Source organism: Rhodococcus sp. JVH1 (assembly GCF_000280725.2).
GTDB classification, from domain to species: domain Bacteria; phylum Actinomycetota; class Actinomycetes; order Mycobacteriales; family Mycobacteriaceae; genus Rhodococcus_F; species Rhodococcus_F jostii_A.
In genome coordinates this window covers 974,342-994,396 of sequence record NZ_CP166290.1, presented here as the reverse complement: position 1 = coordinate 994,396, position 20,055 = coordinate 974,342, and the positions used below count along the sequence as shown (strand labels likewise).

The following is a 20,055-nucleotide window of genomic DNA, read 5'->3' as shown; positions in this document are numbered from 1 at the left end:
GACGGCCGTCCACGCCCCGATCGTGACCGCAATGCTGGCTTCGCCGCCGACGGGTATCGGGTGACGCACTGGAGCAGCGAGCTATTCGCCGGCCGACATATATTTCTGATTGAGTGGTTTACTGCGAATGCTTGTGGAAGTTCTCAGGAGCTGTCGGACCGCCAGTGGCCTGGCCATCCGCGACCGGCGAGTGACTTACCGAATGGGTCGGGAACCGCTCGGACGCAGGTGGTTGTGGATATACGCACGTTAGAATGCGTATCTCTTCCTGGTCGCAGTTCGATTCAGGAATGACCTGCCACAGACGCTCGACGAACCGGCGCGTTGTCATTCCGAAGTTCACAAGGATCTCCTCCCTGGTGGGGCCCCCGTATGGTGCCCATCTCCTGGCGAAGTCGATGAGGAGCTCCGCATCGTTGTCAGGATGTATACGCTTGCGGTTGACTTCGATCCACGTGGCACGACGCCTTTGACGCCATTGGCGATATTCTGCAGGGTTCATGGTATTCAACACATCTATTCGGGCCTGGGCAGGCCATTGGAATTGCGAATCTTCCTCACTGCGGCTAGGTATGCATTCGGTAGATGACGGTTTCCGTCCACCCATCTGCTCGGCGATTCCGAGATACCCTGGACTGCCAGGGCAGCCGGGTGACGACTCCTGTCTGCAATTGCAAACCCACCTTTTATGTAGCGGTGGAGACGCGCGCCCTCGAACTCGCCTTTGTGCGGGCGACCTGGACCAGGTCAGATCCTGCGGTTGTCCCCCATACGTTCCTTCGCGATGGTCCATGTGGGAAGCACCCTGGCGTTGCCCTCACGATCGGGTCCGAGATCCTCGAATTCGACGACGAGTTCAGTGGTCTCGTCGACGTCCACCCTGCCGGGTAGATGGCCGATCATCCGGACGTTCTGTTCGCCGTGGACGTCGATCAGGACCACCGTGTACGGCACCGGAAAGAGTGGATGGACCTGGTGTTCCACAACGGTCCACGACTTCGCCCGGCCGCGGCCGGCGACGGCGGACCATTCGAGATTGTTTCCGCCGCATCCCACACACCGGGGCCTGGGCAGATGGATCCGGGTTCCGCAGTCCGTGCAGGTGAGGACTCCAAGTTTCCCTTCCGCCGCCAACTCGAAGAAGCCGCGACTCGCTGGGTCGTCGACCCTCGGTGCCAGCCGGGCGCTCATGCCGACACCAGGATCAGCGCGGCGGTGGACGGCGGTGGTGCCGACGTCACGAGGGACACCGACGCCCCCTGCACCTGGTTCGACGACTGTCCGCGAATCTGCCGAACACCTTCGACGACATGGTTCATTCCGTGGATGTAACCCTCGGACATATGACCTCCACTCGTGTTGAACGGCATCGCCCCACCGACTTCGAGTTCACCGGATTCGATGAAGGCGCCGGCCTCCCCTCGGGCGCAGAAGCCGTAGTCTTCGATCTGCAGCAGCGCAGTGATGGAGAAGCAGTCGTAGAGCTGTGCCGAGTCGATGTCTTTAGGTCCGAGACCTGCACGCGCATACAGTGTCTCCGCACACTGCCGCGACGGCATCGATAATGGATCCTCGCGCATCAGTGCCGGATACATCTGCCCCGGTTGCGGGCGGGGCCCGCTCGCCATGGCTGCGGCACGGATCACGGCGGGGGGTTGCCGCAGGTCCTTCGCGCGTTCGGTCGTGGTGACGACAACCGCGGCGGCACCATCGGTTTCGAGACAATAGTCGAACAGGCGCAATGGTGTGGACAGCATGCGCGAGTCCATGTAGTCGTCCAACGTCATCGTTCGGTGATGCATTTGCGCCGCGGGATTGTTGTTGGCGTGTTTGCGCGCAACAAGTGCGATGTTCGCGAGTTGCTCGGACTTTAGCCCGGTCTCGTTCATGTACTGCTGCGCGATGAGCGCGAAGAACATTCCCGGGGAGAGCAACCCGTACGGGCCGTAGAACTCTGTGAACGACTCGGCGCCGCCGATGACGGGATCCAGCTCGGCGGAGAGTCCGAACCGGTTGCCGGAGCGTCCGTTGAGGGAGCGGAAGACCACCACGGTGTCCGCCTGTCCACTCATGATCGCGGCGACGGCCTGTGCAACCATCGCGCAGGGACCCGATCCACCGGGACCGGCCTCACCGTAGTAGCTCAGATTGCGTGCGCCGATCGCATCTCCGAGAGCCGCGCAGGAGACGAGGTCCATGTCGTTGCGAATGATGCCGTCGACCTCGGCGGGGTCGATGCCTGCGTCTGCCAGCGCCGCGAGCGCCGCGTCCGCCGCGAGAGCTGTCACGCTCACACCGGAGTTCTTCGAATAGGCGCTCTGCCCGACCCCAGTGATTGCGCAGACGTCGCGTTGCCATCGATCAGTCATGTGCCAGGACCTCTTCTGTGTGCTCGCCGAGGCGTGGTGGACGGGTCGGTGCGCCGTCACCGCCGGAGAATCGGTACGGGGTGCCGGGAAAGAGCGCACGGGAGCCGTCGTGCATCTCGACGGGGACGAAGAACCCGCGTTCGGCGAGGTGCTCGTCGTCGAACAACTCTTCCGGGGCCCGCAGAGGTCCGATCGGCAGACCGCGCCCCTGGCCCTCGCGGTAGATGGTTCCCGAATCCTGAATGAGGAAGAAGACCTCGAGCAGTTCCTGGATGTGTGAGAAATTCTTCTGCCGATGCGCCAGCGACAGGTATTCGTCGTCGACGAGGTCCGCCGCGACGCTAGCCGATTCCATCCACGAGGTCAGTGCCTTCCATGCATGCTGGTCGGCGAGAATGAGAGCGAAGTACACCCACACCCCGTCCGCGCACTGGAACAACGCCGGCTGTGTCGGCTCCGGTTGGGCGTGGCGGCAGGTCTGCCTCTGCACCAGTGCCTTCGGGTAGAACCAGTAGGGGTTTGCCAACTCGCCCGTGACCGCGATCGATTCGTGCATGGACACGTCGACCAACTGTCCCTGTCCGGTGTTCTGGCGCTCGATGAGTGCCAGAAGGAGTCCGCAGAGCGCGAAGCTCGCGGCGGTCATGTAGCCCTGATTTCCGCCTGGACGGATCGGCGGAATCGAATGATCGTCGTACCCGCAGGTGGTGAGCAGCCCGCCCATCGCGAGACCGACCAGGTCGGAGCTGCGGTAATTTGCCCAGGGGCCGGTCAATCCGAATGGGGAGACCGATAGTGCGATCAGCCGAGGTTGTTCCGCGCACAGCCGTTCGAGGTCCAATCCCTGCGCCTCGAGATCCACCGGCCGGCCGGTGGTCAGAAGAATGTCCGCGCCGGCGATGAGATCGGCAAGTGCGGCGCGTCCCTCCTCGCGATCGGTATCCAGGGTGACCGAACGCTTCGAGGTGTTGTACGTCCAGAAGTTCAGGCTCTTGTCCGGATCGACATCGCCACCCACGTAGGGTCCGATATGTCGGCTCGCCGCGCCACCGAGGGGCTCGACCTTGATGACGTCGGCGCCCTGATCGGCAAGGAGCTTGCCGGTATATTCGCCGGCCGGATCGTCAGCGAGTTCGACGACGACCAGTCCACTGTATGCAAGTTCCATCAGATCACGCCCTCTGCGGTAAGCGTCGCAATCTCGTCCGCGCCGAGTCCGAGGATGTCGCCGAACACATACTGATTGTCTTCTCCGAGTAGTGGTGCGCTGCGCCAATTGTCCTGGACGGTGCGGGAAAACTGCATGGGTGAGCCTTCGAATTTGGCCATACCGATGACCGGGTGATCCAACTCGAAGAATGTTCCGCGTAGGCCGATCTGGGGGTCCGATTCGGTGAGGTCCTGCGAGTTCCGCACGGCACCGGCCGCCACACCGGCAGTCTGCAGCAACTCCATGGACTCGTGTGCGGGCCGACTGGCGGACCAGCGGGAGATGTGTTCGTCGAGCTGGTCGTGGTGGGCGAAGCGCGAGGATTGATTCGCGAACTCCGGCGACGACGCCCATGCGGGATTGCCGAGTGCTGTGACGAACCGGGACCAGTCCGCGTCGTCGAACACCGCGATTGCGAGCCATTTGTCCTCGCCCGCGGCTGGATAGACACCGTGCGGGGCCGCATGCGGATTGTTCAGGCGGTTTCCGTTCGGGTATCCGGGTCTGCGGGTGGTGGCCTTGTTCACGGACACGTCGAGCAGGTCAGGGCCGATCAGATTGATGCCGGCCTCGACGGCAGAAACGTCGATCTCCTGCCCCTGGCCGGTGGTGTTGCGCTGCATGATCGCCATCATGAGTGCCATCGAATTGTAGTAGGCGGCTTGGTTATCCATGTAGGACAGTCCCCAGCCGGACGGCTCCCGATCCGGCAGACCGGAGATGAAGGACAGGCCGCACACCGCTTGGATTACCGGGCCGTAGCTCTTGAATCGGTGGTGTGGCCCGCTGTGCCCGAATCCGCTCATCCGCGCGAAGATGATCTCGGGATTGATCTCCCGCAGGTCGTCGTAGGTCAGTCCCCACTTCTCCATGACACCGGGTGCGAAGTTTTCTGTCACGACCGAACTGGCGGCGATGAGCTGCCGCACCAACTGCTGGCCGCGTTCGGTCTTCATGTTGACGGTGATGCCGAGCTTGTTGCGGCTGTAATTGTTGAACAGCCCGCCCTTGTTCGGATCCGGATTCGGATCTTCGTCTCCGTACGAACGCAGTTCATTCTTGTAGATGGGCAAGCGCCTGGGCATGTCCAGACGATCACGTGCCTCGATCTTGATGACCTCGGCGCCGAAATCTGCCAGCAGGCGGGTGGCGACAGCACCGACACCCATCCAGCAGAAGTCTGCGATCCGCACACCGGCAAGCGGTCCCGTGCGCTGTTGGGGCAGGCGCCCACTGTCCAGGTGTGTCTGCGTTGGCCGCGTGTGCTCTATTGCCGTCACCACGTGCCTCCCATCCTCGTCGTGTTGTCGGGGTTTCAGCCGGGCAGCTCACTCACCGGCAGTTCGTGTGCCTCGGGTCACTCCCGCTGCACCGAGCATAATTATCATGAGGAAATATGGCAATAGGCTTGATGCAGGGTAATACCCGCACAAGCTGCGAACCCCGCGCACCGGGGGGCAATGCGCGGGGTTCGAAGGGATTGGCGCTGAAAGTTCGCAGCGGCCAATCAAGTAGGCGAGGTCTGTCAGGGGACCGGCAACGGATTATCCGACGGCCATTCGCCCACCGTCGACCGGCAGGATCGTCCCCGTGGTGTAACTCGACGAATCGCCGGCGAAGTACAGCACCGCCCCGACGATCTCCTCCGGCCTGCCACCACGCGAGATGGGCCAGGCCCCAGCGAGATCGTCGAATTCGTCCATGTCCCACCCCTTGCTGATGTCGGTGAAGAAGGAGCCGGCCATCACGCAGTTGACGCGGACCCCGGGTCCGTAGGCGGAAGCGAGTCCCTTGGTCAGCGAGTTCAAACCGGCTTTGGCTGCGCCGTACGGGATGTAGGCGGGGGCCGGCCGCTCGGACGCGTTGCTACTGATGTTGATGATCGATCCGCCGCCCGCTGCGGTCATTCGCGTCGCGGCGAGGGCGCTCAGCCGGAAGGGACCCTTGAGGTTCACGTCGACGATCTTGTCGAACAGTTCCTCGCTCACCTCTTCGATACTCGGATAGAGCGGTGCGATGCCGGCATTGTTGACCAGCACGTCCAACTTGCCGAAGGTCGAGTACACCTCGTCGATCAGCGTCGGTAGAGTCGCCCAGTCCCCCACGTGCGCCGCCACACCGAGCGCCTTGACCCCAGTCTTGGCCTCGATTTCCGCAGCGAGTTCCCGGCACGGCTCGACCTTGCGGCTCGCGATCACGACGTGTGCGCCCTCTTCTGCGAACGCCCAGGCCATCGAGGCTCCCAGACCCCTGCTGCCGCCGGTGATCAGGGCTACCTTGCCGGCGAGATTGTGTCGATCGGTACTCATGGTTCCTCGATTCGTTCAGGCGCGCGAGCGCGACGTCGATTCACGCCACGACTTGCCCTTGTCGGCCCGCGCTTCTGCGGGGAGCCCCAGCAGTCGTTCGGCGATGATGTTGCGCTGGATCTCGTCGGAGCCGCCCGCAATGCGGTAACCGGGCGCCCCGAGCACGTGCTCGTTCCACGCGTATGTTCCCGGTCGCCCCGTGTCGGCGAGTAGCGTCCGTCCGAGTATCGCAGTGGCGGTGTCGGACACCAGATTCAGCTTGTCCACCCACTGGACCTTGCGCACCGATCCCACCGCGCCGGGGGCGCCTCCCGCCGCCCGTGCCTGGCGATCGCGCAGCAGGTCGATCTCGGCCAGAGTCTGGCGAAGGTAGACCTCGGCCAGCTGCTGCCGAATCTGTGGATCACCGATCCGTCCGGCAGCGCGTGCGGAGGCAACGAGCTGGCTGAACTGTCCGCCGACTCCCGCTGTGTTGGAGTTTCCGCCTCGTTCGAATGCCAGGGTCGTCAACGCGACATTCCAGCCTGCCCCCACCTCGCCCAGTCGCAGACGATCCGGGACACGGACGTCGGTGAAGAAGACCTCGTTGAAACTGGTACCTCCGGACATTTGCCGGATCTGGCGTACCTCCACACCCGGTGCGTCGAGCGGCACGAGGAACGCGGTCATTCCCGCATGTTTCGGTACGTCGGGATCGGTGCGTGCGATGAGTTCGCCCCACTCGGCGAATTGCGCCCCCGAGGTCCACACCTTCTGTCCGTTGATCACCCATTCGTCGCCGTGCCGGACGGCGCGGGTGCCGAGGGAGGCGAGGTCCGAGCCGGCACCGGGCTCGGAGAACAACTGGCAGGCCAGGAGTTCGCCGCGGAGCATCGAGGGCAGGAAGGTCTCTTTCTGTCTCGGCGTCCCGAGGATCCGAATGGTCGGGGCGATCAAGTGCATCGTGACCGAGAACAACTCGTGTGGCGCCAACGGCAACAGTAGCGACTCCTCCCTCGCGAACACATCGGCGTGCTCGACGCTCAATCCGGCGCCGCCATCCTCGATCGGCCAGTCGAGGGCACCGTAGCCGGCGTCGAACTTGATACGCTGCCATCGCTTGTGTTCCTCGAGCAATGCCTGTTCCGCCTCGAACGGCAGTGAATGGAATACCGCCACATCGAACGGGTCCCGCTCCGTGGTGCCCGCGACGGCGCCGACGTTCTCGCGCAGCCATTGCCCGGCCTGTTCACGAAACTCTGACAGGGTCATACAACCTCCGAAATTTGTGCGGCGACAGGCGCCCCGGCCAGCCGGGAAGCGCCGATGCTCAGTACAACGACTCTCCGCCGTCGACGATCTGGTTGGTGCCGGTGATGAACTTCGCGCTCGGACTGCACACGAACACCGCGGCCGCGGCCATGTCTTCGACGCTGCCGGCTCGACCCAAGGGAACTGTGGCGGCCATCCTCTCGAAGACCTCCGGGTTCCGCTCCAACGCCATCGGGGTTGCGGTGATACCGGGCGAGAGAGCGTTGACGCGGACACCCTGCTCGGCCAGCTCATAGGCTGCCACGCGCACGAACTGATTGAGTCCCGCCTTGGTGGTCGCGTAGTGGATCGTGCCTGGCCGCGTCCCCAGTGCGCGGACCGACGAGAGCACCAGAATCGCCGCGTTCTCGCTCTTGTCCGCCCTTGCCGCCATCCGCGTCGCGGCCTGGTGACAGCAGCGGAAGGTGCCCGTGAGGTTCAAGTCGATCGTGTTGGTCCACACCTCCTCCGTCATCTCCAGGAACGGGACCATCGACCCGCTGCCCGCGTTGGCGACGAAGATGTTGAGCGTAGGGAAGGTGCGGTCTACGAGTTCGAACATCGCGCAAACCGATTCCGGGTCACGGATGTCCACTTCCGCAATCTCGACCTGCTGACCGGGCGCGGCCAGCTCCTGCAGTTCCTTACGGGCCAGCTCCAGCTGTGGTCGCCGACGGGCCGCGATCATCACGCTGGCGCCGGCTTCCACCATTCCCTTCGCGATGCCGAGCCCGATGCCTTCGCTGGCACCTGTGACGAGCACGTACTGCCCGGCCAGCGAGCCCTGGATTCCGCTCTCTCGACTCACGACACCGCTCTCCTTGTGTTCTGTCCGCTGCGCGACTGCGGGTTCAGCGCCACTACCGATGTCCGAATGGACGGATGTATCACGCGTCGAGACGCAGTGAGACCGAGCGCGCACGTGACACGCACAGCATCATGGTCTGACCGCATTCACGCTCATCGTCGGTCAACACCGAATCCCGGTGGTCTGGAATGCCCTCGAGGACGGGAGTTTCACAGGTTCCGCAGGTTCCCTCGTTGCACGAAGAGAGAATGTCGATTCCGTTCTCCTCCGCCACGTACAGGATCGTTCGATCTGCGGGAACGGTGACCGTGATACCGGACTGTACGAACTCGACGTCGATGTCGTGATCGGGTCCGTCCAGTTCGATCTCTTTTGCCACAAAACGCTCGGTGCGCAGAGTCCGCTTCACCGGCCCGGCCGTGCAGACATCTTCCAACTTGGCCAGCAGCCCTTCGGGACCGCAGGAGTAGATGATTGTCTGCGGATCTGTGGCGGTGACGAGCCCGTCGATGTCGGGCATCCCCCGTTCGTCGTCCGGCCAGATCTGGACCCGATCGCCGAACTGGGCCAACTCGTCGAGGTAGGCCATGCTGGCCCGCGATCGTCCGGCGTAGAACAACTTCCAATCCCGGCCTTCACGCTCGAGCTGCATGATCATGGGGATGAGGGGGGTGATGCCGATCCCACCGGCCACGAACTGAACCGCGACGCCCCCGGCGAGAGGGAAATGATTGCGGGGCGCGCTGACTGTGACCGACGACTGCTCCGCGAGCGAGTCGTGAACGGACACCGAACCGCCGCGACTGTTCGGCTCCCGGAGCACCGAGATGACCCATCGGGTGTCGGCGACGCCGAAACCGGTCAGCGAATACTGGCGAATCAATCCGTTGCCCACGTGAAGATCGATGTGGGATCCGGGTTCCCAGCGCGGAAGTGCGTCACCGCTGTCGGCTTCGAGTGCCAGTTCGACGATGCCGTCGGCGACCGTGCGTCGTTCGACGACGCGAAGATCGAGGTTCATGTTCACTTCCCAGAAGTTTGTCGAAAGGTGCCGACTCCCTCGAAGCAGGACCAACCCGCTTCGAGGGAACGCCGCGGCCTATCCGTAGTCGCACCACTCGGTCAACCGACCATTCTCGAACGTCATGATCGACAGGACGTTGAGCTTGCAGAACTCGCCGGCCTTGCCGAACCCGGGAACATCCGCTGTCGCGGTGCCCTGCCACGTGGTCTCGCGCAGGACCGAGTTGCCGGTCACTGCCCAACGGGTGGTCTCACCGATCGAGCGGTCGGGGAACACCTGCTTCATCTGTTTTACCGTCTCGATCATGAGATCGCGACCGGTTGCCGCGACGCCCCGATTCTGGTGCACCACCACGATGTTCTCGTCGACGAGGTCGTGGAGCACGTCGAGTTCGAGGTTGTTCCACGCATCGACGACCTTGTGGGCCTGCGCCAACAGTTCTTCCGGAGCCGGGTTGGTCATGAGTAATCAGTCCTTCTACGTGAGATGGCCAGGGATGGGGTGGGGGTCGTCAGTCGGTGAGTACTTCGATGTCGAACTCGTGGATTCCGCGGGTGGGCATCGAGTGGTACCCGATGGCCTGTCCCTCCACCAGTGTGAACTTCGGCATCTTGGTGACGATCCGCTCGAGTACGAGAATCATCATCACGCGCGCGAAGTTGGAGCCGAGGCACCGGTGTGGACCGATGCTGAAGGCGATGTGGTTCTTGTCCTTGCGATGCAGGTCCCACTGGTGCGGGTTCGGGAACTTCGTTTCGTCACGGTTGGCCCCGTTGTAGGACGTCCATACCTTGGCGCCCTCATCGAGATCGGTCTGGCCGACGGTGACGGGGCACGTGGTGGTCCGCTGGAGTGCAGTGACATTCGCGAACATGCGAAGGCCTTCTTCGACGGCGTTGGGAACCAGATCTGGATTCTCCACCAGTTCGGTCAGGTCGTCGGGATGAGTGGCGAGGTGGTGAACGATGCCGCCGAGGATGGTTCCGGTCGATTCCAGGCCGGCGATCGACAGCGGGAGTACCACGGCAATGCGCTCGGACAGGGTGGGCTCGCGGCCGTCGATCTCTTTGACCTGGCACACCAGGCTGACCAGGTCGTCCTCGATCGGATCGGCCATACGCGCCTTCACCAGGGCTTCGATGGCGGCGTACAGGCTGACGAACGCATTCTCCGACGCCTCCGCCGTCTCGCCGACGAAGATATCGTGAGCCCACTGCATCCAGTCGTCGATCTTGTCGCCCTCGAGCTGGAGCAGATTACTGAAGACCGCCCGCAGCTGCAGCGGGCGCAGGAAGTCTTCCATGACGCTGAACCGGCCACGCTCGATCCCCGCATCCAGGAGAGTATCGATCTCGGCGGTGATCGACGGCGCGAAGACTCTCATCTTCTCTTCCGTCAGTTCAGGGTTGAGGATTTTACGCCAGTCCGTCTGCGCCGGCGGATCGAGATCCTCGGGCAGGAACCGGCCCTCGTTCTTCGGAGGCGCCGCCCGGTTGTCATGGCCGAGAATCGCGACGCCCCCTTCTGAGGAGAAGCGCTTCCAGTCACGCAGGATCTTGAAGACATCCTCGTAGCGGGTGGCCACATAGCAGGGGGTATCGCCCTGCGTATGGACGCTGAGCTCGTCGAGTTTCTGCATGCGATTGATCTCGGGCCAGAAATTGTCGTTGAACTCCGACGACCACATATCGACGGGGCATCGACCGGTCGTGGTCGTCTCCGACTGCAACTGTTCAGTCATTTCCAATACCTGTCTCTCACACGGAGGTAATAGCGGCTTCGGGGCACACGGCCAGGATCTCGTCTACCGTGTTCGACTCCGGCACCGCGCCGTCGTTCTTCACCTGTGCGCGGCCCTCGTCGTCGGGTTCGAACAGATCAGGGAACATTGCGTAGCACCTACCGTGCGCCTGGCAGAAGTCCTGATCTACCGATACCTTGTTCGTCATTTTCGCTCCAATCGATGTCATCCGGTGCACCTCAGGCGCGGGCGAGTTGTCCGCCGTCGACGGGAATCGCTGCGCCAGTGACAAATCGGGCCTCATCCGAGGCGAGCCACAGCACCGCGTTGCTCACATCCTCGGGCTCTACCCACGGGATCGGGAGAAGCGTGAGGTTGCTGAAAAGGTCTGCCGCGTCCGCGGGAGTCGGGTTCTCGATATCGGGAAGGAACATCTTCAGCAGGCTTTCGTTGATCGCCATTTCGGTGTTGACGGCGCCGGGATTGACCGAGTTGACCCGGATGTTGTGTTGACCCACCTCGTTGGCCAGCGACAGCATCAGACCCTGCATGCCGTGCTTGGAAGCGCTGTAGTGCGCCTGCCCGGGCGCACCGCGCAACCCGACCGTTGAGCTGACGAAGATGACGGACCCACCCGCGCCGCGCTCGATCATCGAGGGCAGAACTGCGCGGCACGAATGCCAGGCTCCGACCAGGTTAGTACCGAGAATGTCTTCCCACTGCTGGTCGGTGAGCCCGACCACCGATCCCTGGTTCGAGATGCCGGCGTTGGAGACGAGGATGTCGATCCCACCGAACTCACGGAGCGCCTCTTCGACAACCACATCCAAAGATGCCTGGTCCCGCACATCGGCGGCACGCGCGATGATCCGGCGGCCTTCCTTTTCGACCAGCCGCACCGTTTCCTCGAGATCCTCGGGAGTGCCGGACGTGTAGTCGAGGTTGGCCTGCTGCCTGCACAGATCGACCGCAACGATGTCGGCGCCTTCCTGCGCAAGCCGGACGGCGTGGGTACGCCCCTGTCCGCGTGCAGCACCAGTGATGAACGCGATCTTGCCATCCAGCCGTGTCACTTGATTGCCTCCTATTGGCAGCTGTCTCGACGGTTACGCCAGGTACTTGAATAATTGGCGACGCCAAGCAGAAGAAGAGATGTCGGGAGCGCATCACAGCAAACTGTCGAGCTCCGGTTCGTAGGGCCTTGTTAATCCAGTCACACCCCGGACAACATGAGATCAATATTGCTCATGAGGAACTCCGATGTCAAGGGGTGGTCTCACTTTGCGCTGCACCACCTATACGGCTTGACAAAATTGGCTTGACCAGCACGTTCAACGTGTCCGCCCACAGCCTAAGGAATAGTGTCGAGACCCCGGCAAAGCACAAGCGCGATTTCGAGCCGTTCGAGACTCGGTGAACCAACGAAGAGGACAGGACAGACAAGCGCCCGCGGATCGTGCACAGCCGCCCGAATGCGATTCGGGTACGACAGATTTCGGGCAGATAAGTTCCCCGGTGGCTGCGGCGCATGTCAGCCGCAGAGAAACACGCCGACCTCCATCATGAAGTCGGCGTTCGGTGTTCGGCTCAACCCGGGCGCGCCGGTTGCGCGCGTATCCAGTTCGGCGTCAGCTCACAACCACTCGATCGCAGAATCGAGCGATCCTCCCAGGCGATCCCGGCAGTAGTCGACCACGCCACGCAAGTGCTCTTCCATGAGATCGCGGGCGCGCTTGGGCTGCCCAGCAGCGACCGCCCTGGCAATCTTGTGATGATCATCGACGAGAACGCTTCGGAGAGTGCGCGGGTCGTCGACCATGGCGACGTGGTGCGCGACGATCTGGCCGTAGGATTCGAGACTCAACTCGAGGACCCGATTGCGAACCAACGAGGCAACCGCCCCGTGAAACCCGGCATGCTCCTCGAGGTAGCGCTCGAGGAGCTCGTCGGATTCGTGGTGGTGCCCGTCCATGAACGGCGCCATGGTGGAGGCGCGCATGTCGGCGTCGGGATGCCGAGCCGCACGCTCGGCCAGCTCCCCCTGCCCCCACACCCACGCCTCGAAAAGTTCCTGGTAGGTGGCACCCGACATGTGAAAGAACAACGCGGAGACTCTTCCGAGGTGTGCTGCGCCCACAGACCCGACCACGGGACCGCCTCCGGGGCCGCGTCGAATCGCGATCATTCCCTGCACCTCGAGTAGGCGCAGTCCCTCCCTCAGCGATTCTCGGCTCACACCGTACTGCGTCAGCATCGCCGCTTCCGACGGCAGTCCATCGCCCGGCCGGAGGTTCTGAGCACGGATGTCGCCCACAATGTTCCGCGCGATGACTTCTGCAGCTTTGAGCGGTCGGAGCAGCGAGGATCCGCCCGCCGCGATCGGAATCGGGCGGTCACCGTTCGTCTCGCGCTTGCGCGTCTCGCGCTTGCGCGTACCTTCGCTGCGTACGACCATCGCGCCATCCTCTTCGAGTACCGGACCCACACACCACCGGTTCGCGGTGCGCACGGCACCCTAGAACACGGACGTGCTGGACATCACACCGGATATTATCATGATGTTTTGCCACCTGCTCCGACACGGGAGTCTCCCCTCGAGGTCGTATAGGCACGCTCATCACTGCCCCGAATTGATCTCGTCCACGAGACCCCACGCCAGCGCGGTGCCGGCGTCGAGGGCGGCACCCGTCGCACACAGCCAGAACGCCCGCCACCGCCCGATCCGCCGAGGCACACCCACCGTTCCACCCGCCCCGGGGATCAATCCCATCGACACCTCCGGCAACCGGAACACCGTGCCCGGCGCGGCCACGATCCGGCCCGCGAACGCGGGTACCTCGATGCCCGCCCCGACACAGCTGCCGTGCACCCGGACCTCCATCCGGTCGGCCAACTGCGAAACCAGCCGGGCCGCGCCGGCACGGGTGCGGATCAAATGCGCGGTCGCGAGGTCAGGGGTGGTGCCGAACTCGTCCAGGTCGCCGCCCGCGGAGAACACCGGGCCCGCCCCGTCGAGCACGATCGAAGTGATCGTGTCGTCCATTATTGCCAGCCGCAGCGCCTCGACCAGGCCGTCCCGCACCTCGGCCCCGTAGGCGTTGCGCCGCTCGGGCCGGTTCAGGGTGATGTGTAGCCGCTCGGCCTCGCGGCGCATCAGCACCGGATCCTGCGGCGCTGGCGGCGGCAACGGGCGAGGACCGCGCTGCTGCAGCCAGCGCCGGAAACCCGGGGTGCCGAGGAGGGTGGAGTACGCGAGCGACTCGACGTCTATCGCCTGCGGCACCGGCAACTCCTCCGACAACCGCAGCACCTGCCCCAGCACGATCGCGGCGTGCACATTGGCGGCCACGACGTCGCGTAGTTCGGCGACCGCGGCGTCCGGATCTCGGGCGCCGACCAGCCGGCGGTCAACCGGAGCGGCGTCAGCGACAAACGTGGTGTCGAGACCGGCCGCCAGATCCGCGACCGCCTCCGGGACCGGTCCGGGTGTGCGCTGCACCCCGACCAGCAACCGGTCGGAGTGCAGCGCCCGCTCCGCGGCCCGGACCGCGGTCGCCGCATCGACCGCGATGTCGAGATCCACGACCAGCATCGGGATGTCGACGACGGCGCCCTCGCCGAGCAGGGGGGTATCGGCGACCCCGTCGGCAAGGTCCTGCGGGCTGATCACGGGTAGCACGGTATCCACGACGGACAGCTTGCCAGCATAGGATCAACCGGTGTCACCTACTCCCCCGCTCAGCCCCTCGGCGCCGGATCCGGTGCGGGACTGGGCCGAAAGCGGAGTCGTCACCCTCACCGGCCACCCAGACGGACCACCGGTCATACCGCCCGGCCGGGCCGCGACCGTCGCGCGCGCCATGTCGACATGGATCTCCGACGTCAGTGCCCTCGGCGGTCGGCGGATCGACGTCGACGGCGCCCGCCTACTCTCCGAGCGCGCGGCCTTCACCGGACGTACGCGTCGCGGCGAGGTGTCGGTAGGCGGCAGTTGCCGGCTGCTGCCGACCGCCGACGGGTGGGCTGCCGTGTCCTGCGCCCGCCCCGACGACCCAACCCTGCTGGGGGCGCTGATCAGCGACACCATCAACGAGAACGACCCCTGGCCTGCCGTTGCCGATTGGCTCCGCACCCACACCGGCGCCGAGTTGGCCCAACGCGCGGAACTGCTCGGCGTCGCTGCCGGCCCCGTGTCGCGGGCAGGCGCCCTGCCGTCGGTCCCGGTGCCGCTGTATCCCCGGCCTGTCGACGGGCACCTCGTCGTCGACTTCAGCTCCCTCTGGGCAGGCCCGCTGTGCGCCCACCTACTCGGGCTCGCCGGCGCACGCGTGGTGAAGATCGAAACCCCCGACCGCCCCGACGGCGCCCGGCGTGGCAATCCGCACTTCTACCGGCTCCTACACGGCGGTCACGAATCGGTGGTCCTCGACCCCACGACCACCGGGGGACGAGGAACGATGGCCGCGCTCGTCGACGCCGCCGACATCGTCATCGAGGCCTCCCGCCCCCGCGCCCTGACCCGCTTCGGGCTCGACGCCGACGCCGCAGTCGCCCGCGGCGCCACCTGGGTGTCGATCACCGCCGCGGGACGATCCTCCGACCGCATCGGCTTCGGCGACGACCTCGCCGCCGCAGCCGGACTCATCGCCTACGACTCCGACGGCACACCCCTCTTCGTGGGCGACGCCCTCGCCGACCCGCTCACCGGGGTCACCGCCGCGGCCCTCGCGATGTCCGCGCCCGCCGACGGGTCCGGACGGCTGTGGGATCTGTCGATGTCCGACGTCGTCGCGTCAACCCTCACCGACCACCCGGTGCCGCAACCCTTCCGAAGTGACGGCCACTGGGTGGTCGGAACCTCCTCCGGTGTCGTTCCCGTCGCCGAGCCGCGTCCGCGCGTGCCCGCCGGACGGGTCGCCACACCCGGCGCGGACACCACCACCGTGCTGCAATCGCTGGGGATCGCAGTCCCGTGACCGATCTCGTCATCCGTGGTGCGGAGGTCAACGGCGTTCCTGGTGTCGACGTCGCCGTCACCGGCGACCGCATCACGGCAGTCGGGGCGCATCTACCCGCCTCCCGGGCCGAGGTGTTCGACGCCGACGGCGGTGCCCTGATCCCCGGTCTGCACGATCATCACCTGCACCTGCATGCGATGGCCGCCGACGCCGCCTCGGTGCGCTGCGGGCCACCGCGCGTCCGCGACCCGGCTGCCCTCGCGGACGCGCTCGGCCGTGCGCCGGGTGACGACAGCGGCTGGGTCCGCGGCGTCGGCTACATCGAAACTGTCGCAGGTGATCTCGACGCCGACGCCCTCGATCGCCTGCACCCGGCGCGCCCGGTGCGGATCCAGCACCGTAGCGGTGCGATGTGGATCCTCAACGGCGCGGCGGTGACCGCGACGCACCTCGACGGGGCATCGCATCCCGGGATCGAACGTGGCCAGGACGGTCGGCCGACCGGACGGGTGTGGCGAGCCGACACCTGGCTGCGCGCCCGGCTCCCACCGTCCCGACCGCCGCGCCTCGACAACATCGGCGCCGCCCTCTCGCGGATGGGAATCACTGGCGTCACCGACGCCACACCCGACCTCGACCCACAATCTCGCTCGGCGATCGAGACATCGATCACCGACGGTATCCTGCCGCAACGCGTACATCTGCTCGGCGCACCACCGGATGCCGAATCGGTCTCTCCGGCGGCCCGTCTGACCGTCGGCCCATACAAGATCGTCCTCGCCGACTCCGAGCTCCCCGACCTCGACGACCTGGCACGCCGGATCCACCGCGTTCATAACCGAGGGCGGGCGGTGGCCGTGCACTGCGTCACCCGCGAGGCGCTGCTGATCCTGCTGACGGTCCTCGACGAGGTGGGCACTCTCCCCGGTGACCGCATCGAACACGGCGCCCTCATCCCCGCCGAGACCATCGACGATCTCCGTCGGCGCGGACTCACCGTGGTCACCCAGCCCGGCTTTCTCGCCGACCGCGGCCACGACTACCTGCGCGACATCGACAGGCGAGACCAGTCCGACCTCTACCGTTGCCGGTCGCTTATCGACGCGAGCGTCGCGGTCGCGTTGTCCAGCGACGCACCGTACGGCCCCCTCGACCCCTGGGCGGTGATCACCGCCGCAGTGACCCGCCGTGCACCGACAGGCGAGATCGTCGGAAGCACCGAACGCATCACCGCTGCACAGGCATTGGCGCGATACCTTACCCCCGCTGATAATCCGGGCGGAACCCCACGCCGCATCCGCGTGGGTGCGACCGCCGACATGGTCCTCCTATCCGCGCCCCTCGCCGACATACTCACTGCGCCCGCCGCCGACGCGGTACAGGCCACGATGATTGGTGGACACTGGGCTTATCCGGACTAGTAACCCGAGGCGAGAGGTGGTCTTTCCTCACCCGTAGCCAGGCCTGGAACGCATTATGACGAGGAGGAACGGCGCGGTCGGATACCGACGGTTCGTCGAGGACTACTCCGACGAGGGGCAGGCTTCCACGACATCGGTTGCGGGTACGCCCGACCCAAGGCAACCCAGATCGCCGTGGTGCAGGAGGTTGAGTTCGCAATCGGCCTGTCGACCGAACCACATGATGCACTGGTGTCGGACGCCGGAACGATCGACTCAGTCGCACCGGTGAACCACTCCGCGGAGTTCGCTCCGGTTGCTCAACCACCCTCGACACCGGTACGCCGGCACTCGTGGTCGCCGCGCTCGCCTTGCTCTCGCCGTCCACCTGAGGTACGGGCCGCGTCGCCGAGCGTTGCAGGGGTGCGGTCGTTTTCGGACATCGACCGGGTCCCATCGCGACAGCCGTTCCCGCATCAGCTTGTGAAAATGACTTTCTTGTAGTCGAATCCGGGACTGACTTGCATAACAATGTCGGCAGGATCGGTGACTGCGTACGCGACCCGGAACGCCGACTCTCGACCAGGCAGTGTCGGGGTATTCGGGGAACCACCGACACCGTTAGCGGAGTCGAAGATCTTGCTCGCCTCGCGGTTCCCGCTCTGCAACGTCGTTGCGAACACCATCGTCTCGTAGTTTTCGGGTGACCCGTTGACGATGGTGATATCGAAGACCACAGGCGACAACAGCGAGCACGTTCTTGATGGATTTCACTTATTCTCCCAGCTCAAGGTCAATACGTCACCCGATATATCGGGTCAGCTGTCCAAGCGTTCACGACCGTCCGCCGCCCACTTCTTGACGACACGCCGAGTCCACACGCGCGGGTTCAAGAACTAATTGGACCGCGGACGGCACCCTGTACGTCGGCGTGTCGCGGGTGCCTGTGGACGCTACCGGCGGCACTGCAGCAGAGTGCACGACTTGTCAGCGCGGGGCTAGAGAGCAATTACTCTGACAGGCAGTGACGTTGGCTGCACGGGAGTGCACAACGTGTTTTCTTCGGTCCCCCTCGGTCATGCCACCCCAAACGCCGTAGTGCTCACCCACCGTCAGAGCGTGATCGCGGCACTGCGCGAGCACGGGGCAGAGCTGACAAACCTGTCGGGCCTGCGCTTCGCGCCGGTCGCGAGCGTGGCCACGTTCACCCTCGGGTGAAAAGAACACCGACACGTCGGCGCCGCGGCACACCGCACGCTCCCGCCACTCACCGGAATCGGAGGTGGCCGTCACCTCTCGCGTGGGACCTTCCAGGGGGAACAATTGCCGGCCCTTCCTCATCGAGAACCGCCGACGTCAGGGGAGCCGGATGCCAGATCGACCGTGGGACGGGGATGTTGCGGTTCACAGCGACCGGTAACCAGGGACGGCCGGGACAAGACGTCTTGAGCTGCGGTGGCGACACTGATGTGGTTGCTTCGGGCACCATCGATCAGGGCATCGAAGGCGGCGTCATGGCTGCAGGCGCACCGCTCGGCCATAATGGCCGCTGCGGTGGCCAGCAATTGCGCGCCAGCAGGTCCCGGCAAAGGGCGTCGCCCGGATAATGCTGACGCGTCGGTCGACACGATAGCCCTTTCGGTCATTGGCGGTGCACATGACGTAGGCAGCACTGGTGTCCCGCACTCGTATCGCCGAGGTCACCGGTCGTCACTCCAGTCTCGTCGAAGACGATGGCCAGAGAACACAGGAATTTACCTAGTCGTACCTAGGCACCTCACTGTCGACCGATGCACCCTGGAGCTGCCGACGGGCTGGTTGTCGAGGTCCAACGAACTGCGCAATGTCGTCAGATGTCTCGGAAGCGGCGTTCGAAGATGCTCACGGTACGTCTGCGGGCGGCATCGACCCTTCCCGCGGTTGGAGATCACGCTAGTTTCGGAAGACCCTGGAATACTTCCCTTTTCCGTCGTCTGTGACGAAAGAATGGGCTGTGCGGTGTGCGCGTGCCGGCGGATCGCCGCCCGAGGCACCGGGTTGCGGGCGAGAGCGTCACTCCGCACCTTCGAGGTCGAGCCGCCAACGGTGGTCCATCGCGTATCTCACACCCAGCAAGTTGAAGATTCAACTTTAGGTGTGTGAATATCGGATGACATGGAGGTGGCGAGGTGGAGCGGTTCAACAGGACTGAGGACGCACGGACGCGTCAGGCACGGATATTCGTCGACCATCTCCTGTCGAAGATCGTGAGCCTGTCGAAATCGATCGAACATGAAGAGCGCTTCCATCCCGCCGGTTCACCCGCGCTACGCATCGAACTGTACGAGGCGCACCGACAGGTCGGCCAGTTGTGTCGCCGTTTCCCGGCGATCGAGGATCAGGTCCGCCAGCCGAGCAGGTGTGCGGGCCGGGAATTGTTGTTTTAGAAACTATTTCGAATCGCAGAGAAGACCGAGGAAGGAGTCGATTATGTCCATTGATGAGGAACGACGTCAGGTCGAGCGGGTCGCCGCCAGGCTCGCCGCGCACCACGCGGACCTACCACACCACAGGGTCGAGCAGATCGTGCACGAGGCGCATACCGCATTCGACGCGGGGAGGGTGCGCGACTTCGTTCCATTGCTGGTCGAACGGTCCGCGAAGCGGAAGATCGTTGCCCTCAACAGTTCCTGAGGTACGGTCGCCTGCTCGACCCGCGTTGCCAATCGCACCAACCAGAGGGTTCTAGGTGCCGGTCGATGACCGGGTCTGCCGACACTGGCCGTGAAGACGCATAGCTGGCCGATGCCGGCAACCCTTGCATGTCCACCGATGCAGGATGGAACGGGACCTGTGACCGTCCCCGCACAGTAGTGGATCGGCGAAATTACACAGAAGGAGATGGATTTCGACGGATATACGAGATCGACTGCGTCGGGTCCACTCTCACCGCCCGCAGTCCGGCCG

Annotated in this window: 19 protein-coding genes; 4 read left to right on the top strand and 15 right to left on the bottom strand. The window is 64.5% G+C overall.

Going from position 1 to position 20,055, the window contains the following annotated elements:
• Window positions 1-747: 747 nt before the first annotated feature.
• The 14 genes from JVH1_RS42185 to JVH1_RS42120 form a co-directional block, all read right to left on the bottom strand.
• Window positions 748-1,191 carry a Zn-ribbon domain-containing OB-fold protein gene (locus tag JVH1_RS42185; protein ID WP_009476046.1) on the bottom strand — a complete coding sequence of 148 codons (444 nt, stop codon included), beginning with the start codon at window positions 1,189-1,191 and terminating at the stop codon, window positions 748-750.
• Window positions 1,188-2,369 carry a lipid-transfer protein gene (locus JVH1_RS42180; protein ID WP_009476047.1) on the bottom strand — a complete coding sequence of 394 codons (1,182 nt, stop codon included), beginning with the start codon at window positions 2,367-2,369 and terminating at the stop codon, window positions 1,188-1,190. Before JVH1_RS42180 ends, JVH1_RS42185 begins: the two co-directional genes overlap by 4 nt.
• Window positions 2,362-3,537, bottom strand: a complete 1,176-nt coding sequence (locus JVH1_RS42175; RefSeq protein ID WP_043779835.1) for a CaiB/BaiF CoA-transferase family protein — start codon at window positions 3,535-3,537, stop codon at window positions 2,362-2,364. Before JVH1_RS42175 ends, JVH1_RS42180 begins: the two co-directional genes overlap by 8 nt.
• Window positions 3,537-4,772, bottom strand: coding sequence for a CaiB/BaiF CoA transferase family protein (locus tag JVH1_RS42170; RefSeq protein ID WP_371113179.1), 1,236 nt, complete (start codon window positions 4,770-4,772; stop codon window positions 3,537-3,539). Before JVH1_RS42170 ends, JVH1_RS42175 begins: the two co-directional genes overlap by 1 nt.
• A 351-nt stretch (window positions 4,773-5,123) precedes the next feature.
• Window positions 5,124-5,888 (bottom strand): SDR family NAD(P)-dependent oxidoreductase, encoded by a 765-nt coding sequence (locus JVH1_RS42165; protein ID WP_009476048.1) that lies wholly within the window; start codon window positions 5,886-5,888, stop codon window positions 5,124-5,126.
• A gap of 15 nt (window positions 5,889-5,903) precedes the next feature.
• Window positions 5,904-7,139 (bottom strand): acyl-CoA dehydrogenase family protein, encoded by a 1,236-nt coding sequence (locus JVH1_RS42160; protein ID WP_009476049.1) that lies wholly within the window; start codon window positions 7,137-7,139, stop codon window positions 5,904-5,906.
• A gap of 58 nt (window positions 7,140-7,197) precedes the next feature.
• The gene (locus JVH1_RS42155; RefSeq protein WP_009476050.1) at window positions 7,198-7,986 is read right to left on the bottom strand and encodes an SDR family NAD(P)-dependent oxidoreductase; all 789 of its coding nucleotides are present in this window, start codon (window positions 7,984-7,986) and stop codon (window positions 7,198-7,200) included.
• Between the two features lie 79 nt (window positions 7,987-8,065).
• On the bottom strand, window positions 8,066-9,007 hold the full coding sequence (locus tag JVH1_RS42150) for a PDR/VanB family oxidoreductase (protein WP_009476051.1): 942 nt from the start codon (window positions 9,005-9,007) through the stop codon (window positions 8,066-8,068).
• A gap of 78 nt (window positions 9,008-9,085) precedes the next feature.
• Window positions 9,086-9,472: an ester cyclase gene (locus JVH1_RS42145; RefSeq protein WP_009476052.1), complete on the bottom strand. Its 387-nt coding sequence runs from the start codon at window positions 9,470-9,472 to the stop codon at window positions 9,086-9,088.
• Between the two features lie 49 nt (window positions 9,473-9,521).
• Window positions 9,522-10,751 (bottom strand): cytochrome P450, encoded by a 1,230-nt coding sequence (locus JVH1_RS42140; protein WP_009476053.1) that lies wholly within the window; start codon window positions 10,749-10,751, stop codon window positions 9,522-9,524.
• Window positions 10,752-10,767: 16 nt separating this feature from the next.
• The gene (locus JVH1_RS42135) at window positions 10,768-10,959 is read right to left on the bottom strand and encodes a ferredoxin (RefSeq protein ID WP_051033709.1); all 192 of its coding nucleotides are present in this window, start codon (window positions 10,957-10,959) and stop codon (window positions 10,768-10,770) included.
• 31 nt (window positions 10,960-10,990) lie between these two features.
• Window positions 10,991-11,824: a mycofactocin-coupled SDR family oxidoreductase gene (locus JVH1_RS42130; protein WP_009476055.1), complete on the bottom strand. Its 834-nt coding sequence runs from the start codon at window positions 11,822-11,824 to the stop codon at window positions 10,991-10,993.
• 560 nt (window positions 11,825-12,384) lie between these two features.
• On the bottom strand, window positions 12,385-13,206 hold the full coding sequence (locus JVH1_RS42125) for a FadR/GntR family transcriptional regulator (RefSeq protein WP_009476056.1): 822 nt from the start codon (window positions 13,204-13,206) through the stop codon (window positions 12,385-12,387).
• 162 nt (window positions 13,207-13,368) lie between these two features.
• The gene (locus tag JVH1_RS42120; RefSeq protein WP_009476057.1) at window positions 13,369-14,421 is read right to left on the bottom strand and encodes an enoyl-CoA hydratase/isomerase family protein; all 1,053 of its coding nucleotides are present in this window, start codon (window positions 14,419-14,421) and stop codon (window positions 13,369-13,371) included.
• Window positions 14,422-14,470: 49 nt separating this feature from the next.
• Here JVH1_RS42120 and JVH1_RS42115 point away from each other — a divergent pair, with 49 nt between their 5' ends.
• Together JVH1_RS42115 and JVH1_RS42110 are read left to right on the top strand one after the other, a co-directional pair.
• Window positions 14,471-15,727 (top strand): CoA transferase, encoded by a 1,257-nt coding sequence (locus tag JVH1_RS42115; protein WP_009476058.1) that lies wholly within the window; start codon window positions 14,471-14,473, stop codon window positions 15,725-15,727.
• Complete coding sequence (locus JVH1_RS42110; RefSeq protein WP_009476059.1) at window positions 15,724-17,130, top strand: amidohydrolase family protein; 1,407 nt, start codon at window positions 15,724-15,726, stop codon at window positions 17,128-17,130. Before JVH1_RS42115 ends, JVH1_RS42110 begins: the two co-directional genes overlap by 4 nt.
• A gap of 966 nt (window positions 17,131-18,096) precedes the next feature.
• Here JVH1_RS42110 and JVH1_RS42105 read toward each other — a convergent pair.
• Window positions 18,097-18,450 carry a WhiB family transcriptional regulator gene (locus JVH1_RS42105; RefSeq protein ID WP_083849770.1) on the bottom strand — a complete coding sequence of 118 codons (354 nt, stop codon included), beginning with the start codon at window positions 18,448-18,450 and terminating at the stop codon, window positions 18,097-18,099.
• 905 nt (window positions 18,451-19,355) lie between these two features.
• On the opposite strand from JVH1_RS42105, the gene JVH1_RS42100 reads away from it, so the two are divergent.
• Entirely contained in the window at window positions 19,356-19,535 is a 180-nt protein-coding gene (locus JVH1_RS42100; RefSeq protein WP_157174007.1) for a hypothetical protein, read from the top strand.
• Between the two features lie 43 nt (window positions 19,536-19,578).
• Window positions 19,579-19,782: a three-helix bundle dimerization domain-containing protein gene (locus JVH1_RS42095; RefSeq protein WP_009476063.1), complete on the top strand. Its 204-nt coding sequence runs from the start codon at window positions 19,579-19,581 to the stop codon at window positions 19,780-19,782.
• Window positions 19,783-20,055: the final 273 nt, after the last annotated feature.

What these genes read in the sequence shown, in the direction of transcription:
- JVH1_RS42145 (WP_009476052.1), bottom strand. Translation starts at nt 9,472, where the DNA reads ATGACCAACCCGGCTCCGGAAGAACTGTTGGCGCAGGCCCACAAGGTC.
- JVH1_RS42175 (WP_043779835.1), bottom strand. Translation starts at nt 3,537, where the DNA reads ATGGAACTTGCATACAGTGGACTGGTCGTCGTCGAACTCGCTGACGAT.
- JVH1_RS42125 (WP_009476056.1), bottom strand. Translation starts at nt 13,206, where the DNA reads ATGGTCGTACGCAGCGAAGGTACGCGCAAGCGCGAGACGCGCAAGCGC.
- JVH1_RS42150 (WP_009476051.1), bottom strand. Translation starts at nt 9,007, where the DNA reads ATGAACCTCGATCTTCGCGTCGTCGAACGACGCACGGTCGCCGACGGC.
- JVH1_RS42165 (WP_009476048.1), bottom strand. Translation starts at nt 5,888, where the DNA reads ATGAGTACCGATCGACACAATCTCGCCGGCAAGGTAGCCCTGATCACC.
- JVH1_RS42140 (WP_009476053.1), bottom strand. Translation starts at nt 10,751, where the DNA reads ATGACTGAACAGTTGCAGTCGGAGACGACCACGACCGGTCGATGCCCC.
- JVH1_RS42180 (WP_009476047.1), bottom strand. Translation starts at nt 2,369, where the DNA reads ATGACTGATCGATGGCAACGCGACGTCTGCGCAATCACTGGGGTCGGG.
- JVH1_RS42185 (WP_009476046.1), bottom strand. Translation starts at nt 1,191, where the DNA reads ATGAGCGCCCGGCTGGCACCGAGGGTCGACGACCCAGCGAGTCGCGGC.
- JVH1_RS42160 (WP_009476049.1), bottom strand. Translation starts at nt 7,139, where the DNA reads ATGACCCTGTCAGAGTTTCGTGAACAGGCCGGGCAATGGCTGCGCGAG.
- JVH1_RS42095 (WP_009476063.1), top strand. Translation starts at nt 19,579, where the DNA reads ATGTCCATTGATGAGGAACGACGTCAGGTCGAGCGGGTCGCCGCCAGG.
- JVH1_RS42105 (WP_083849770.1), bottom strand. Translation starts at nt 18,450, where the DNA reads ATGAGGAAGGGCCGGCAATTGTTCCCCCTGGAAGGTCCCACGCGAGAG.
- JVH1_RS42135 (WP_051033709.1), bottom strand. Translation starts at nt 10,959, where the DNA reads ATGACGAACAAGGTATCGGTAGATCAGGACTTCTGCCAGGCGCACGGT.